The sequence below is a fragment of the Siccibacter turicensis LMG 23730 genome (assembly GCF_000463155.2).
GTDB lineage: Bacteria > Pseudomonadota > Gammaproteobacteria > Enterobacterales > Enterobacteriaceae > Siccibacter > Siccibacter turicensis.
Genome location: NZ_AWFZ01000030.1, coordinates 327316 through 342234, shown reverse-complemented (window position 1 = coordinate 342234; position 14919 = coordinate 327316). Strand labels below are relative to the sequence as shown.

The 14919-nt window shown below is 57.8% G+C and carries 15 protein-coding genes; 9 read left to right on the top strand and 6 right to left on the bottom strand.

Annotated features, from left to right (window positions below; genetic code table 11):
• Window positions 1-44 precede the first annotated feature (44 nt).
• The 6 genes from DW58_RS11190 (at window position 45) to cysM (ending at window position 5891) form a co-directional block, all read left to right on the top strand.
• Window positions 45-944 (top strand): Dyp-type peroxidase, encoded by a 900-nt coding sequence (locus tag DW58_RS11190; RefSeq protein ID WP_024549213.1) that lies wholly within the window; start codon window positions 45-47, stop codon window positions 942-944.
• 162 nt (window positions 945-1106) lie between these two features.
• Window positions 1107-2123, top strand: coding sequence for a sulfate ABC transporter substrate-binding protein (locus DW58_RS11185; protein ID WP_024549214.1), 1017 nt, complete (start codon window positions 1107-1109; stop codon window positions 2121-2123).
• Entirely contained in the window at window positions 2123-2956 is an 834-nt protein-coding gene (gene cysT, locus DW58_RS11180; protein WP_024549215.1) for a sulfate/thiosulfate ABC transporter permease CysT, read from the top strand. Before DW58_RS11185 ends, cysT begins: the two co-directional genes overlap by 1 nt.
• Window positions 2956-3828, top strand: a complete 873-nt coding sequence (gene cysW / locus DW58_RS11175) for a sulfate/thiosulfate ABC transporter permease CysW (RefSeq protein WP_024549216.1) — start codon at window positions 2956-2958, stop codon at window positions 3826-3828. The genes cysT and cysW overlap by 1 nt, the downstream gene beginning before the upstream one ends.
• Window positions 3818-4912 (top strand): sulfate/thiosulfate ABC transporter ATP-binding protein CysA, encoded by a 1095-nt coding sequence (gene cysA, locus DW58_RS11170; RefSeq protein WP_024549217.1) that lies wholly within the window; start codon window positions 3818-3820, stop codon window positions 4910-4912. Before cysW ends, cysA begins: the two co-directional genes overlap by 11 nt.
• A 67-nt stretch (window positions 4913-4979) precedes the next feature.
• Window positions 4980-5891, top strand: a complete 912-nt coding sequence (gene cysM, locus DW58_RS11165; protein WP_024549218.1) for a cysteine synthase CysM — start codon at window positions 4980-4982, stop codon at window positions 5889-5891.
• A gap of 60 nt (window positions 5892-5951) precedes the next feature.
• Here cysM and crr read toward each other — a convergent pair whose 3' ends face one another.
• The 5 genes from crr to cysZ all read right to left on the bottom strand — a co-directional run bounded on the left by crr (window position 5952) and on the right by cysZ (window position 10801).
• The gene (crr, locus tag DW58_RS11160) at window positions 5952-6455 is read right to left on the bottom strand and encodes a PTS glucose transporter subunit IIA (RefSeq protein ID WP_024549219.1); all 504 of its coding nucleotides are present in this window, start codon (window positions 6453-6455) and stop codon (window positions 5952-5954) included.
• 45 nt (window positions 6456-6500) lie between these two features.
• The gene (gene ptsI, locus DW58_RS11155) at window positions 6501-8228 is read right to left on the bottom strand and encodes a phosphoenolpyruvate-protein phosphotransferase PtsI (RefSeq protein ID WP_024549220.1); all 1728 of its coding nucleotides are present in this window, start codon (window positions 8226-8228) and stop codon (window positions 6501-6503) included.
• A 42-nt stretch (window positions 8229-8270) separates the two neighbouring features.
• On the bottom strand, window positions 8271-8528 hold the full coding sequence (gene ptsH, locus DW58_RS11150) for a phosphocarrier protein Hpr (protein WP_000487600.1): 258 nt from the start codon (window positions 8526-8528) through the stop codon (window positions 8271-8273).
• Between the two features lie 385 nt (window positions 8529-8913).
• A complete protein-coding gene (gene cysK / locus DW58_RS11145; protein WP_024549221.1) occupies window positions 8914-9885 on the bottom strand; it encodes a cysteine synthase A in 972 nt (323 codons plus the stop codon).
• Window positions 9886-10039: 154 nt separating this feature from the next.
• Complete coding sequence (gene cysZ / locus DW58_RS11140) at window positions 10040-10801, bottom strand: sulfate transporter CysZ (protein ID WP_024562364.1); 762 nt, start codon at window positions 10799-10801, stop codon at window positions 10040-10042.
• 336 nt (window positions 10802-11137) lie between these two features.
• On the opposite strand from cysZ, the gene zipA reads away from it, so the two are divergent.
• The 3 genes from zipA (at window position 11138) to DW58_RS11125 (ending at window position 14442) form a co-directional block, all read left to right on the top strand.
• The gene (gene zipA, locus DW58_RS11135) at window positions 11138-12136 is read left to right on the top strand and encodes a cell division protein ZipA (RefSeq protein ID WP_024551079.1); all 999 of its coding nucleotides are present in this window, start codon (window positions 11138-11140) and stop codon (window positions 12134-12136) included.
• Between the two features lie 70 nt (window positions 12137-12206).
• Window positions 12207-14234 carry an NAD-dependent DNA ligase LigA gene (gene ligA, locus DW58_RS11130; RefSeq protein WP_029592918.1) on the top strand — a complete coding sequence of 676 codons (2028 nt, stop codon included), beginning with the start codon at window positions 12207-12209 and terminating at the stop codon, window positions 14232-14234.
• Window positions 14227-14442: a DUF3820 family protein gene (locus DW58_RS11125; RefSeq protein ID WP_024549699.1), complete on the top strand. Its 216-nt coding sequence runs from the start codon at window positions 14227-14229 to the stop codon at window positions 14440-14442. Before ligA ends, DW58_RS11125 begins: the two co-directional genes overlap by 8 nt.
• On the opposite strand, the gene DW58_RS11120 is transcribed toward DW58_RS11125, so the two are convergent.
• Complete coding sequence (locus tag DW58_RS11120; RefSeq protein ID WP_029592915.1) at window positions 14443-14787, bottom strand: FlxA-like family protein; 345 nt, start codon at window positions 14785-14787, stop codon at window positions 14443-14445.
• Window positions 14788-14919 lie beyond the last annotated feature (132 nt).

Below are 14919 nucleotides of genomic sequence, written 5' to 3'. Positions count from 1 at the left end.
GATGATTGCCACGCTGTGTGGCATGTGTTCTTCAGGAGAAAAACGTGTCTCAGGTTCAGAGTGGCATTTTGCCAGAACATTGTCGCGCCGCTATCTGGCTGGAAGCGAACGTTAAGGGCGATATTGACGCCGTGCGCGCCGGTTGCCGGGCGTTTGCCGATAAACTTGCCACCTTTCAGGTGCAGTATCCCGATGCCCATCTCGGGGCAGTTATCGCCTTTGGTCATGACCTGTGGCGCACCCTGAGCCACGGCGAAGGGGCGCAGGAGCTGAAAAACTTCACGCCGCTGGGTAAGGGGCTGGCGCCGGCCACCCAGCGCGATGTGATGATCCACGTGATGTCCCTGCGTCACGACGTCAATTTCTCGGTGGCGCAGGCGGCGCTGGCGGCGTTTGGCGACGCGCTAAACGTCGAGGAGGAGACCCACGGTTTTCGCTGGGTGGAAGATCGTGACCTGAGCGGTTTTGTCGACGGCACCGAAAATCCGCAGGGCGACGAGCTGCGCCGTCAGGTGGCGGTGATCCAGGACGGCATTGATGCAGGCGGCAGCTACGTGCTGGTTCAGCGCTGGGAGCACAACCTGCGCCAGCTCAATCGCATGAGCGTGACGGATCAGGAGATGATGATTGGCCGTACTAAAGTAGCTAATGAAGAGATCGACGGCGATGTTCGTCCGGTGACCTCGCATCTCACCCGGGTCGATCTCAAAGAGAACGGCAAGGGGCTGAAGATTGTGCGCCAGAGCCTGCCGTGGGGCACGGTGAGCGGTAAAAACGGGCTCTACTTTTGCGCCTACAGCGCGCGGCTCTACAACATCGAACAGCAGTTGCTCAGCATGTTCGGTGACACCGACGGCAAGCGCGACGCCATGCTGCGCTTCACCAAACCGGTCACCGGCGGCTACTACTTCGCGCCGGCGCTCGACCGCCTGTTCGCCCTCTGATCCCTGCCGCCCTCCCTGTCCAGGGGAGGGCGCTTCCCGCCTGACGTCTTATTCCCTTTTACGCTTGCAAATCACTAAACGGTATATAAAAGCGTTATAGCTTTGCCACTTGTTATAAATACACTGGTCATCCTGTCGTCATTACACGTGTAAGGGTGAAACATGGCCGTTAAGTCAGTGAAAAAAAAGTGCTTTGCCGTAGCGGTGTCGCTGCTTCTGGCTGGCCATGCTCAGGCAACGGAGCTGCTCAACAGCTCCTATGACGTTTCGCGTGAGCTGTTTGCCGCGCTCAACCCGCCGTTTGAAAAACAGTGGGCCGCGGAGAACGGCGGCGACAAACTGACGATAAAACAATCCCATGCCGGTTCCTCAAAGCAGGCGCTGGCGATTCTGCAGGGCTTAAAAGCAGACGTTGTAACTTATAACCAGGTGACCGACGTCCAGATCCTGCACGATCGCGGCAAGCTGGTGGCCGCCGACTGGCAGACCCGTCTGCCGAATCACAGCTCACCGTTCTACTCCACCATGGCGTTTCTGGTGCGCAAGGGCAATCCAAAGAACATCCATGACTGGAACGATCTGGTTCGCGATGACGTAAAACTGATTTTCCCGAACCCAAAAACCTCCGGCAATGCGCGCTACACCTGGCTTGCAGCCTGGGGCGCGGCAGATAAAGCCGACGGCGGCGATGCGGCGAAAACCCGCGAGTACATGACAAAATTCGTGAAAAACGTTGAGGTGTTCGACACCGGCGGACGCGGGGCGACCACCACCTTCGTGGAGCGCGGCCTGGGCGATGTGCTGATCACCTTTGAATCCGAAGTGAACAACATTCGCAAACAGTATGAAGACCAGGGTTTTGAAGTGGTGGTGCCGAAGGTAAACATCCTTGCTGAATTCCCGGTGGCCTGGGTGGATAAGAACGTGAAGGCGAACGGGACTGAAAAAGCGGCCAAAGCCTATCTCAACTACCTGTACAGCCCGCAGGCGCAAACCATCATCACCGACTACTACTACCGGGTGAATAACCCGCAGGTAATGGAAAAACTGAAGGACAAATTCCCGCAGACAGCGCTGTTCCGCGTAGAAGACCAGTTCGGAAGCTGGCCTGAGGTGATGAAAACGCACTTTGCCAGCGGCGGAGAGTTCGACACGCTGCAGAGTCAGGGGCGTAAGTAATGTTTGCAGTTGCTTCCAGACGCGTGCTGCCGGGCTTTACCCTGAGCCTCGGCACCAGCCTGCTGTTCGTCTGTCTGATCCTGCTGCTGCCCCTCAGTGCGCTGGTTATGCAGCTGGCGCAGATGAGCTGGGCGCAATACTGGGAGGTGATCACCAATCCTCAGGTGGTCGCGGCCTACAAGGTCACGCTGCTCTCGGCGGGCGTGGCCTCGATTTTTAACGGCGTCTTTGGGCTGCTGATGGCGTGGATCCTGACGCGCTACCGTTTTCCCGGCCGCACGCTGCTGGATGCGCTGATGGATCTTCCCTTCGCGCTGCCCACCGCTGTCGCCGGTCTGACGCTGGCGTCGCTGTTCTCGGTTAACGGCTTCTACGGCGAGTGGCTGGCGCAGTTTGGTATCAAGGTGACCTACACCTGGCTTGGCATCGCGGTGGCGATGGCGTTCACCAGTATCCCGTTCGTGGTGCGTACGGTGCAGCCGGTGCTTGAAGAGCTGGGGCCGGAATACGAAGAGGCGGCGGAAACCCTCGGCGCCACGCGCTGGCAGAGCTTTCGTAAAGTGGTGATGCCGGAGCTATCCCCGGCGCTGATGGCCGGCGTGGCGCTCTCTTTTACCCGCAGCCTGGGCGAGTTCGGGGCGGTGATTTTTATCGCCGGGAATATCGCCTGGAAAACGGAGGTCACCTCGCTGATGATTTTCGTGCGTCTGCAGGAGTTTGATTATCCCGCCGCCAGCGCCATCGCCTCGGTGATCCTCGCCGCGTCGCTGCTGCTGCTGTTCGGCATTAACACCTTGCAAAGCCGGTTTGGCCGTCGGGTAGTGGGGCACTGATGAGTACAATTTCACATTCCGCCTCCCGCGGCGGGCGCATCAACTGGGGTAAATGGTTTTTAATCGGCACCGGCGTGCTGCTGTCGATGTTTATTCTCGTGGTGCCGATGGTGTACATCTTCGCTCAGGCCTTTTCCAAAGGACTGATGCCCGCGCTCACGAACCTGGCCAATCCCGATATGCTGCACGCCATCTGGCTGACGGTGCTTATCGCGCTGATTACCGTGCCGGTTAACCTGGTGTTCGGTACGCTGCTCGCCTGGCTGGTGACGCGCTTTACCTTCCCGGGGCGCCAGTTGCTGCTGACCCTGCTCGACATTCCATTTGCCGTATCGCCAGTGGTGGCGGGGCTGGTCTATCTGCTGTTCTACGGCTCCAATGGCCCGCTGGGCGGCTGGCTCGATGAACACGATCTGCAGATCATGTTTGCCTGGCCGGGCATGGTGCTGGTGACGATTTTTGTCACCTGTCCGTTCGTGGTGCGCGAGCTGGTACCGGTGATGCTGAGCCAGGGCAGCAACGAAGATGAAGCCGCCATTCTGCTGGGCGCATCGGGCTGGCAGATGTTTCGTCGCGTTACGCTGCCGAATATCCGCTGGGCGCTGCTGTACGGCGTGGTGCTTACCAACGCCCGCGCCATCGGCGAATTTGGCGCGGTGTCGGTGGTATCCGGGTCTATCCGCGGTGAGACCCTCTCGCTGCCGCTGCAAATTGAACTGCTGGAGCAGGATTACAACACCGTTGGCTCCTTTACCGCTGCGGCGCTGCTGACGCTGATGGCAATCCTGACCCTGTTTTTAAAGAGTGTGGTGCAGTGGCGGCTGAACAATCAGGAAAGACGCCTGCATCAGGAGGAACATCATGAGCATTGAGATTGACGCCATTAACAAATCCTTCGGGCGCACGAAAGTGCTGAACGATATCTCGCTGGATATTCCTTCTGGTCAGATGGTGGCGCTGCTCGGGCCTTCCGGCTCCGGTAAAACCACGCTGCTGCGCATCATCGCCGGGCTGGAGCACCAGACCAGCGGCAGCATTCGCTTTCATGGCACCGACGTGGGGCGCCTGCACGCCCGCGAGCGTAAGGTTGGCTTTGTGTTCCAGCACTACGCCCTGTTCCGCCATATGACGGTGTTTGAGAACATCGCCTTTGGGTTATCGGTGCTGCCACGCCGGGAACGCCCCAACGTGGCTACCATCAGGCAGAAAGTCACGAAGCTGCTGGAGATGGTGCAGCTGGCCCATCTGGCAGAGCGCTACCCGGCCCAGCTCTCCGGTGGCCAGAAGCAGCGTGTCGCGCTGGCACGTGCCCTGGCGGTGGAGCCGCAGATCCTGCTGCTTGATGAGCCGTTTGGTGCCCTGGATGCTCAGGTGCGTAAAGAGCTGCGCCGCTGGCTACGTGAGCTGCACGCCGAGCTGAAGTTTACCAGCGTGTTCGTCACGCACGATCAGGAAGAGGCGATGGAAGTGGCCGACCGGGTGGTGGTGATGAGCCAGGGGAATATTGAGCAGGCTGACGCCCCGCAGCAGGTGTGGCGTGAACCCTCCACCCGCTTCGTGCTGGAGTTCCTGGGCGAAGTGAATCGCCTGAAGGGCACCGTGCGCGGCGGCCAGTTCCACGTCGGGGCGCACCGTTGGTCGCTGGGCTACACCCCGGCGTATCAGGGGCCGGTGGATCTGTTCCTGCGCCCGTGGGAAGTGACCGTCAGCCGACACACCAGCCTGGATTCGCCGCTGCCGGTGCAGGTGCTGGAAGTGAGCCCGAAAGGGCACTATCTCCAGCTGGTGGTGCAGCCCCAGGGCTGGTACGACGAACCGCTGTCAGTGGTGTTCCAGCAGGATTATGTGCCGCAGCGCGGCGAGCGCCTGTTCGTCGGCCTCGAGCAGGCGCGACTCTACCACGGCGATGAGCGTATCGAAAAAGGTGAACGTCTTGCCCTCGCGCAGTCCGCCTGATAGCTTAACGCCAACGATGTGAAAGCGGCCTCGTGGCCGCTTTTTTTATGCTTCTGGACAGACAACCGTGAACACATTAGAACACACCATCGGCAATACCCCTCTGGTCAAACTGCAGCGTATGGGGCCGGATAACGGCAGTGAAATTTGGGTCAAGCTGGAAGGGAATAACCCGGCCGGCTCGGTGAAGGATCGTGCCGCGCTGTCGATGATCCAGCGCGCGGAAGCGCGCGGTGACATCGCGCCGGGGGACGTGCTGATCGAAGCCACCAGCGGCAACACCGGCATTGCGCTGGCGATGATTGCGGCGATGAAAGGCTATCGCATGAAGCTGCTGATGCCCGATAACATGAGCCAGGAGCGACGCGCCGCGATGCGTGCCTATGGCGCGGAGCTGATTCTGGTGTCGAAAGAGCAGGGAATGGAGGGCGCGCGCGACCTCGCTCAGGCGATGGAGGCCCGTGGCGACGGCAAAGTCCTGGATCAGTTTAACAACCCGGATAACCCCTGGGCGCACTACGCCACCACCGGGCCAGAAATCTGGCAGCAGACCGACGGACGTATTACCCACTTCGTCTCCAGCATGGGCACTACCGGCACCATCACCGGCGTGGCGCGCTTTATGCGCGAGCAGGCAAGCCCGGTAACCATCGTGGGTTTACAGCCCGAGGAGGGCAGCAGCATACCGGGGATCCGCCGCTGGCCCGCCGCGTATATGCCGGGCATCTTCAATGCCGAGCTGGTGGATGTGGTACTGGATGTTCATCAGCGCGACGCGGAGGTCACGATGCGGGAGCTGGCGATGCGCGAAGGCATTTTTTGCGGCGTCAGTTCCGGCGGGGCGGTAGCAGGGGCGCTGCGCGTGGCGCAGGACAACCCGGGTGCGGTGGTGGTGGCGATTATCTGCGATCGCGGGGATCGCTATCTGTCCACCGGCGTCTTTGGCGAAGAGAGCTACAATCAGGGCGCCGGGATTTAAGCCCGTCGTCGGCAAAAAAAATGGCGCCTCAGGGCGCCATTTTTATGTCATCAACAGAACTTACTTCTTGATGCGGATAACCGGAGTTTCACCTACGGTCACGCTACCGGTCAGCTTAATCAGCTCTTTGATTTCGTCCATGTTGGAGATAACCACCGGCGTCAGCGTAGACTTGGCTTTCTCTTCCAGCAGCGGCAGGTCGAACTCGATAACCGGATCGCCTTTCTTCACGCGCTGACCTTCTTCAGCGATGCGCTTGAAGCCTTCGCCTTTCAGTTCAACGGTGTCGATACCGAAGTGGACGAACAGCTCGATGCCGCTGTCAGATTCGATCGAGAACGCGTGGTTGGTTTCAAAAATCTTACCGATGGTGCCGTCAACCGGTGCAACCATTTTGTTACCGGTCGGTTTGATAGCGATGCCATCACCAACGATTTTTTCAGCGAACACGACATCCGGTACGTCTTCGATATTAACGATTTCACCAGACAGTGGAGCAACGATCTCAATGGTTCCGGTGTCGCTATTGCCTTTGTCACCGAACAGTTTACTAAATAACCCCATTAGCCTTCTCTCCTAAGCAGTAATTTGGGCCGCGCATCTCGTGGATTAGCAGATTGTTTTTTCTTCAATGAACTTGTTAACCAGCGTCATTAACTCGTCCGTTGTCGGTTGAGCAAGAGCCTGCTCTGCTAAAACCTTCGCATCTTCGAAGTTCGTGTTACGAATAATCTTCTTGATGCGCGGGATAGAAATGGCGCTCATACTGAACTCATCCAGACCCATCCCCAGCAACAGAAGTGTAGCACGTTCATCGCCTGCAAGCTCACCGCACATTCCGGTCCACTTACCTTCTGCATGAGATGCATCAATCACTTGCTTAATAAGATTCAGTACAGACGGTGACATCGGCTGGTAAAGATGGGAAATCATATCATTACCACGGTCAACTGCCAGCGTATACTGCGTCAGGTCGTTAGTACCAATACTGAAGAAATCGACTTCTTTGGCGAGGTGACGGGCGATAGTCGCGGCCGCCGGGGTTTCTACCATCACGCCAATTTCGATGCTTTCATCGAAGGCTTTACCTTCGTCACGCAGCTGCTGTTTGAAAACCTCGATCTCTTTTTTCAGCGCGCGAACTTCTTCAACCGAGATGATCATCGGGAACATGATGCGCAGCTTGCCGAATGCGGAGGCACGCAGGATCGCACGCAGCTGATCGCGCAGGATTTCTTTACGATCCATCGAGATGCGAATCGCACGCCAGCCAAGGAACGGGTTCTCTTCTTTCGGGAAGTTCATGTACGGCAGCTCTTTATCGCCGCCGATGTCCATGGTGCGGACGATAACCGCCTGAGCGCCGCACGCTTCGGCCACGGCTTTGTAAGCCTGGAACTGCTCTTCTTCAGTCGGCAGCGCGTCGCGGTCCATGAACAGGAATTCGGTACGATACAGGCCGACACCTTCAGCGCCGTTGCGCTCTGCACCGGCGACGTCACGCACGGTACCGATGTTGGCACACACTTCAACCTGATGGCCGTCGAGGGTGATGGCCGGCAGATCTTTGAGCTTCGCCAGCTCTGCTTTTTCTTCCGCCACCTGCGCCTGGGTAGCGCGCAGCGCGTCGATAACCTCGTTGGCTGGGTTAACGTAAACCTTGTTATTCACCGCATCGAGGATCAGGAAGTCGTCGTTTTTCACCTGCGAGGTCACGCTGCCGGTGCCGACAATTGCCGGCAGCTCAAGGGAGCGCGCCATGATGGAGGTGTGGGAGGTGCGACCGCCCAGGTCGGTGATAAAGCCCAGCACCTTGTTCAGGTTCAGCTGTGCGGTTTCCGACGGGGTCAGGTCAACGGCCACCAGGATGACTTCATCCTGAATAGCGCTAAGATCGATAATGGCAAGGCCAAGAATGTTGCGCAGCAGACGCTTACCGATGTCACGCACGTCAGCGGCGCGTTCTTTCAGGTATTCGTCGTCCAGCTCTTCGAGCGCGTGCGCCTGGCCTTCGATAACCTCATGGGCTGCCGCGTCGGCAGTCATCAGCTTATCTTTAATCAGGGCTATGATTTCCTGCTCAAGCTCTTCATCTTCAAGCAGCATGATGTGCCCTTCGAAGATAGCTTCTTTTTCCTCACCGAACGTTTCACCGGCTTTAGTTTTGATCGCTTCCAGCTGAGCGGATGCCTTGGCACGACCGCTCAGGAAACGTTCAACTTCCTGAGAAACCTTGTCGGCGGAAATTTTTTTCCGGTCGATGACAATTTCATCTTCTTTAAGCAGAAGCGCTTTGCCAAATGCGATACCCGGAGATGCTAAAATGCCTGAAATCATAACCCTACCTTACTTGTGACTGATCGTTAAAAGAACGCGAACTTACTCGAGTTCAGCCATCAGTTTGACCAGATGCTCAACCGCTTTCTGCTCGTCTTCACCTTCTGCAGAAATGGTAACAACGGTGCCCTGAGTCAGACCCAGAGTTTGCAGCTTGAACAGGCTCTTGGCGCTGGCGCTTTTGCCGTTGGAGGTCACAGTGATCTCGGAAGTAAAGCCTTTGGCTTCTTTAACAAACTGGGCAGCAGGGCGGGTATGAAGACCGTTCGGAGCGGTAATAGTAACTTCTTGCTGGAACATTGTATTTCCCCAACTTATTGGTTTAGTGTTGTGGAACTAAAGTCTAGCCTGGCGGTTCAACTTTAGCCTGTATTGTTAGCGCCGACGTAACAGAACGCGACACAGGATGCATGAAGAAACAACCAAAACACACAAAACAAGGCGTCTTGCGGTACGCGTTTCGCTCGTCCCCAATATTATGCCGCGAAGCAGAAGAGGGACCAAACCCTTAAATCGATTCAGCCACCGCTTTTACGGTAACGATTAATTTCACGCATCAAAATAATTGCTGGTTAAATACCAGACCCGACGAGGCCAGGCAATGCCAGGGGATACAAAAGTTTGATGTATGCCACAAAAAAGCACCCTTCCGGGTGCTTTTTTCGCCATATTTAACAATCTGGCATCACTGTTGCAGTTCTTTCTCAGTGAACAGATCGGCAAACAGGGCGGTGCTGAGATAGCGCTCGCCGGAAGAGGGTAGAATAACCACAATATTCTTGTTTGCGAAAGCTTCATCTTCCTGGAGCTTGAGCGCCGCCGCGACGGCCGCACCGGACGAGATGCCCGCCAGAATACCTTCTTCTTCCATCAGACGACGCGCGGTAGAGATCGCCTCTTCATTAGTGATGGCGACCACTTTATCAATCAGTTTCAGATCCAGGTTGCCAGGAATAAAGCCTGCGCCGATGCCCTGAATTTTGTGCGGGCCGGGTTTGATCTCTTCCCCTGCCAGCGCCTGAGCGATAACCGGCGAGTCGGTAGGCTCTACCGCCACGGTAATCAGCTCGGTCTTACCCTTGGTGTTTTTGATGTAGCGGCTGACGCCGGTCAGCGTACCGCCGGTACCCACGCCCGAGATAAACACGTCTACCTGACCATCGGTGTCTTCCCAGATTTCCGGACCGGTGGTTTTTTCATGAATTTCCGGGTTGGCCGGGTTGCTGAACTGCTGCAGCAGCAGATATTTAGCCGGGTCGCTGGCCACGATCTCTTCAGCTTTCTGAATAGCGCCCTTCATGCCTTTTGCGCCTTCGGTCAGCACCAGGTTCGCACCCAGCGCTTTGAGTAGTTTGCGACGTTCGATGCTCATGGTTTCCGGCATGGTCAGCGTCAGCTTGTAGCCGCGCGCCGCGGCAACGTAGGCCAGCGCAATGCCGGTATTACCGCTGGTCGGTTCAACCAGTTCGACGCCCGGCTTCAGCACGCCGCGTTTCTCAGCGTCCCAGATCATGTTCGCGCCGATACGGCACTTCACGCTAAAGCTCGGGTTACGGGATTCAACTTTCGCCAGAATGCGTCCGTTGCCAATACGGTTCAGTCGTACCAACGGCGTATGACCAATAGTCAACGAGTTGTCTTCATAAATCTTGCTCATGGCCCGTCCTTAACTGGTTGAAATTTGAGAGCTGCCCCAGCATACCTGCTCACGCTGTGTGCGGAAGTAAGTAATTCGCATATCTATATGCTCCAGGGAAATAATGGTGATCAGTATGGAATAAGAAGCGGCATATGCCACTTCTTCTTCAACGCTATTTCCACTGGGCGTGCCGCGCGCGCCAGGTATCGACCCACATTGCCGTGGCGCCGCACACCGCGACGGGCATGATAAACAGGTTCAGGAAGGGGATCATCGTGAACAGGCTCACCACGGTACCGAACTGCATGTTCAGCGTCTTACGGGTGCGCAGCGCCTGGCGCATCTCGCGAAACGGCACTTTGTGGTTATCGAAGGGATAATCGCAATACTGGATCGCCAGCATCCAGGCGCTGAACAGGAACCACAGCACCGGGGCCAGAGTCTGCCCAATACCGGGAATGAAATAGAGCAGCAGCAGCACGGCAGCACGTGGCAGGTACCACGCCAGCTTCTGCCATTCGCGTTTCATAATGCGCGGCACATCTTTCATGATGCCCAGAATACCGGTGTCCGGCGGCGTCGCCCCGGTCAGCCTCGCTTCCAGCTGTTCGGCCAGCAGACCGTTGAACGGGGCGGCTATCCAGTTGGCAATAGTAGAAAAGAAGTAGCCAAACACCAGTACGATGCTGATCACTGCCACCGGCCAGAGCAGATAGCTCAGCCACTGAAGCCATGATGGCACATAGCTCATCACCGCCGGTATCCAGGCATCAAGCCGGGTAAAGAGCCACCAGAAGGCGCCGCCCATCAGCAGCACGTTGAGAATAAGCGGTAAAATAACGAAGCGGCGGATACCTGGTAGCGTCACCAGTTTCCAGCCCTGAGCAAAATAGTGAAAGCCGCTACGGGGTGCATTGGCAGTGTGTAAAACCATATTCTGGCGCTGCTCCTTTCTGAGTGCCGGATTGTTGCGCGGCTATCTTAACCAACCTGCGTCAGATAGCTACTTCGGAAATGGTCGAAAAAACAGCGAAAAGGGCCTTTAAAGGCATCTTTCTTGGCTGAAAATCAAGCCTGCACTTGCACTTAAGCAGATGCGCAAATACTCTTAGTGATGAAATGTTTGCCGCGGTGGCAGGGGGTTATCCTCCCCGGTTTTTTAAGGTGCAGCTCAGTTGGCTGCGTTCGTTTCCCAGGCACTCACCTGAGGCGATGGCTTTGCCGCCCGGCGCAACGTAAGTCTAATGGGTATAGAACAACAGAGAATATAATGATGCAGGATTTGCGTCTGATATTAATCATTGTTGGCGCGATCGCCATAATAGCCCTACTGGTGCATGGTCTGTGGACCAGCCGTAAGGAGCGTTCCTCCATGTTCCGCGATCGGCCATTGAAGCGCATGAAAGCGCGCCGCAATGACGATGCTGAAGATGACGATATCGACGACGAGGACGAAGGCGTTGGTGAGGTCCGCGTTCGTCGGGTTAACCCGGCGCACGAACCGGCCGGAGAAGATGCGCAGCGTCCTGGCACGCAGCATCAGTACCAGCCGCCTTACGCGTCCGCACAGCCTCGCCCGGCAGCCCCAGCGGCGGAGCCGCCGCGTGAACCCGCTGCGCCTGAGCAGCCTGTTCATCAGCCTCAGCCGGTCCAGCACGCTCAGCCTGCACCCGCCGCCGCACCGCAGCAGCACGTTCAGCCTGCACCGGCTGCGCACCAACACGCTGCTGAGCCTGCGCGCCCTGAGCCGATGTTTGCCCCGGAGCCGCAGTGGAGCAAACCTGCTCACCACGCACCAGACGAAGCGCCAGCCCCGGTTGCTGAACCTGCGCCGGAACGACCGCGCCTCACGGAAACCGTGATTATCATGAACGTGGCGGCCCATGCCGGCACGGAGCTTAACGGTGAAGTGCTGCTCAACAGCATTCAGCAGGCCGGCTTCAAGTTTGGTGAAATGAATATCTTCCATCGCCATCTGAGCCCGGACGGCAGCGGCCCGGTACTGTTCAGCCTGGCCAACATGGTGAAGCCCGGTTCGTTCGATCCGGAAACTATGGGTGACTTTACCACCCCGGGTATCACCATCTTTATGCAGGTGCCGTGCTACGGCGATGAGAAGCAGAATTTCAAACTGATGCTGCAGTCGGCTCAGCACATTGCGGATGAAGTGGGTGGCGTGGTCCTCGACGATCAGCGCCGCATGATGACACCGCAAAAACTGCGCGAGTATCAGGACCGCATCCGCGAAGTCTGTGAAGCGACTGGCTAAACGCAACATGCTGTTTACGCTGCTAACAAGCCCCCGCTCGTCGGGGGTTTTTTATCATTGATGGTGTGATATGAAATCAATCGAAGAACAACTAACCCAGCTGCGAACCACGCTTCGCCATCATGAATACCTCTATCACGTTATGGACGCGCCGGAAGTGCCCGATGCGGAGTACGATCGCTTGCTGCGTGAGCTGCGAGCCCTGGAAGAGCAGCATCCTGAGCTTATCACCCCGGATTCACCTACCCAGCGCGTAGGGGCTGCTCCGTTAACCGCCTTCAGCCAGGTGCGCCACGAAGTGCCGATGCTGTCCCTCGATAACGTGTTTGACGAGGCCAGCTTTCTGGCTTTCAACAAGCGCGTGCGGGATCGCCTGAAAAATAGCGATGAGCTGGTGTGGTGCTGCGAGCTGAAGCTCGACGGCCTGGCGGTCAGCCTGCTGTATGAAAATGGTGTGCTGGTACGCGCCGCCACCCGCGGGGACGGCACCACCGGGGAAGATATCACGGTCAACGTGCGCACCATCCGCGCGGTGCCGCTGAAGCTGCACGGCGACAATATCCCGGCGCGCCTCGAAGTGCGCGGCGAAGTGTTCCTGCCGCAGGCGGGCTTTGAGAAAATCAATGAAGCCGCGCGTCGCAGCGGGGCAAAAGTGTTCGCCAACCCGCGTAACGCGGCGGCGGGGTCGCTGCGGCAGCTCGATCCGCGCATCACCGCTAAACGTCCGCTGACGTTCTTCTGCTACGGCGTGGGCCTGCTTGAGGGCGGCGAGCTGCCGCGCAGCCACATGGGACGTCTGCAGCAGTTTAAAGCCTGGGGCTTGCCGGTCAGCGATCGGGTGCGCCTGTGCAACACCCCGGAAGAGGTGCTCGAATTCTATCATCAGGTCGAAAATGACCGGCCCCATCTCGGGTTTGATATCGACGGCGTGGTGATCAAAGTCGACTCGCTGGCGCTCCAGGAGCAGCTTGGCTTTGTGGCGCGCGCGCCGCGCTGGGCGGTGGCGTTTAAATTCCCGGCGGTTGAGCAGATGACCACCGTGCGGGACGTGGAGTTTCAGGTTGGGCGTACCGGGGCGATCACGCCGGTAGCGCGCCTTGAGCCGGTGCAGGTCGCCGGCGTGCTGGTGAGCAACGCCACGCTGCATAACGCCGATGAAATTGCGCGCCTGGGGCTGCGCATCGGCGACAAAGTGGTGATTCGCCGCGCCGGGGATGTCATTCCGCAGGTGGTTAACGTGGTGCTGACCGAACGCCCGGAGGATACCCGTCCCGTTGAGTTTCCGGCACATTGCCCGGTGTGCGGCTCCGACGTCGAGCGCGTTGAAGGCGAAGCGGTGACCCGCTGTACCGGTGGGCTTATTTGCGGTGCGCAGCGTAAAGAGTCGCTCAAGCACTTCGTTTCGCGCCGGGCGATGGACGTCGACGGCATGGGCGACAAAATCATCGATCAGCTGGTGGAAAAAGAGTATGTCGAAACCCCGGCTGACCTGTTCCGCCTGACCGCCGGGAAGCTGACCGGGCTGGATCGGATGGGGCCAAAGTCGGCGCAAAACGTGGTTAACGCCCTGGAAAATGCCAAAGAAACCACCTTTGCGCGCTTCCTGTATGCGCTGGGGATCCGTGAAGTAGGGGAGGCGACCGCAGCCGGTCTGGCGGCGCATTTCGGCACCCTTGAGGCGCTGACCCACGCCAGCATTGACGAGCTGCAGAAGGTGCCGGATGTCGGCATCGTAGTGGCAACCCACGTGTTTAACTTCTTCGAAGAAGAGAGCAACCGCGAGGTTATCCGCGAGCTGGTGGAAGAAGTGGGCATTCACTGGCCGGCCCCGGCGGTGATCAAAGCGGAAGAGATCGACAGCCCGTTTGCCGGGAAGACGGTGGTGCTGACCGGCTCGCTGAGCCTGATGTCGCGGGACGACGCCAAAGCGCGTCTGACGGCGTTGGGCGCCAAAGTCAGCGGCAGCGTGTCGAAGAAGACCGATCTGGTGATTGCCGGCGAAGCGGCGGGGTCGAAGCTTGCGAAGGCGCAGGAGCTGGGCATCGAGGTTATCGACGAGGCGGAAATGCTGCGTCTGCTGGATGCCTCTCATGGATAAGGAACAGCTGATTGCTATCGCCAATACCAACATGCCGTTCGGTAAGTATCAGGGGCGACGGCTGATTGATCTGCCCGAAGAATATCTGCTGTGGTTCGCGCGTAAGGATCAGTTCCCGGTCGGTCAGCTGGGCGAGCTGATGGCGATTACGCTGCTTATCAAAACAGAGGGGCTGAGCCATCTGGTTCATCCCCTCAGACGGCCCTGATCAGATATAAATATCGACCTGGTGCGCGGCGGACGGTGAGTTAACGCCTTCCGCTTTCACTGTGTTTTGCGCCTGTTTCTGCTGCGCTTCTTCGGCCTGCTTGCGCTGAAGCTGCGCCAGCTGTGCCTGCAACATCTTAATCTGCGCCTGAATCATCTCCTGCTGCTTAAGCTTCTCTTCCGCTTCTCCACTGCCGTTGGCGATATCTTTCGCTTTCTGCGTCAGGGTTTTAATCTGCTGCGTAACGCGAGCGATCTGCGAGGCGGTGTCGCTGCCGGACGAGGCGCTGGAACTGCCCTGAGCCGACTGCGCGGTGGCGGCGATACTGTTGGTGATTGTCGTCATTTACTGCTCCTTGCTTGCCATAACTCGTTCTTTTATCGGCAAACCTGAGCAGAAGATTAGTAAAGAGAGTCACGCAGAGGATGTGGCGAATCGCAGACAGCAAAAAGGCGCCTTTAGGGCGCCTTTTTACAT

Bases quoted from the DNA above. Each gene is read 5' to 3' on its own strand.
- cysW (WP_024549216.1), top strand. From the start codon at position 2,956: ATGAGTACAATTTCACATTCCGCCTCCCGCGGCGGGCGCATCAACTGG.
- zipA (WP_024551079.1), top strand. From the start codon at position 11,138: ATGATGCAGGATTTGCGTCTGATATTAATCATTGTTGGCGCGATCGCC.
- DW58_RS11120 (WP_029592915.1), bottom strand. From the start codon at position 14,787: ATGACGACAATCACCAACAGTATCGCCGCCACCGCGCAGTCGGCTCAG.
- DW58_RS11125 (WP_024549699.1), top strand. From the start codon at position 14,227: ATGGATAAGGAACAGCTGATTGCTATCGCCAATACCAACATGCCGTTC.
- cysT (WP_024549215.1), top strand. From the start codon at position 2,123: ATGTTTGCAGTTGCTTCCAGACGCGTGCTGCCGGGCTTTACCCTGAGC.
- cysK (WP_024549221.1), bottom strand. From the start codon at position 9,885: ATGAGCAAGATTTATGAAGACAACTCGTTGACTATTGGTCATACGCCG.
- cysZ (WP_024562364.1), bottom strand. From the start codon at position 10,801: ATGGTTTTACACACTGCCAATGCACCCCGTAGCGGCTTTCACTATTTT.
- DW58_RS11185 (WP_024549214.1), top strand. From the start codon at position 1,107: ATGGCCGTTAAGTCAGTGAAAAAAAAGTGCTTTGCCGTAGCGGTGTCG.
- ptsH (WP_000487600.1), bottom strand. From the start codon at position 8,528: ATGTTCCAGCAAGAAGTTACTATTACCGCTCCGAACGGTCTTCATACC.
- cysA (WP_024549217.1), top strand. From the start codon at position 3,818: ATGAGCATTGAGATTGACGCCATTAACAAATCCTTCGGGCGCACGAAA.
- ptsI (WP_024549220.1), bottom strand. From the start codon at position 8,228: ATGATTTCAGGCATTTTAGCATCTCCGGGTATCGCATTTGGCAAAGCG.
- ligA (WP_029592918.1), top strand. From the start codon at position 12,207: ATGAAATCAATCGAAGAACAACTAACCCAGCTGCGAACCACGCTTCGC.
- crr (WP_024549219.1), bottom strand. From the start codon at position 6,455: ATGGGGTTATTTAGTAAACTGTTCGGTGACAAAGGCAATAGCGACACC.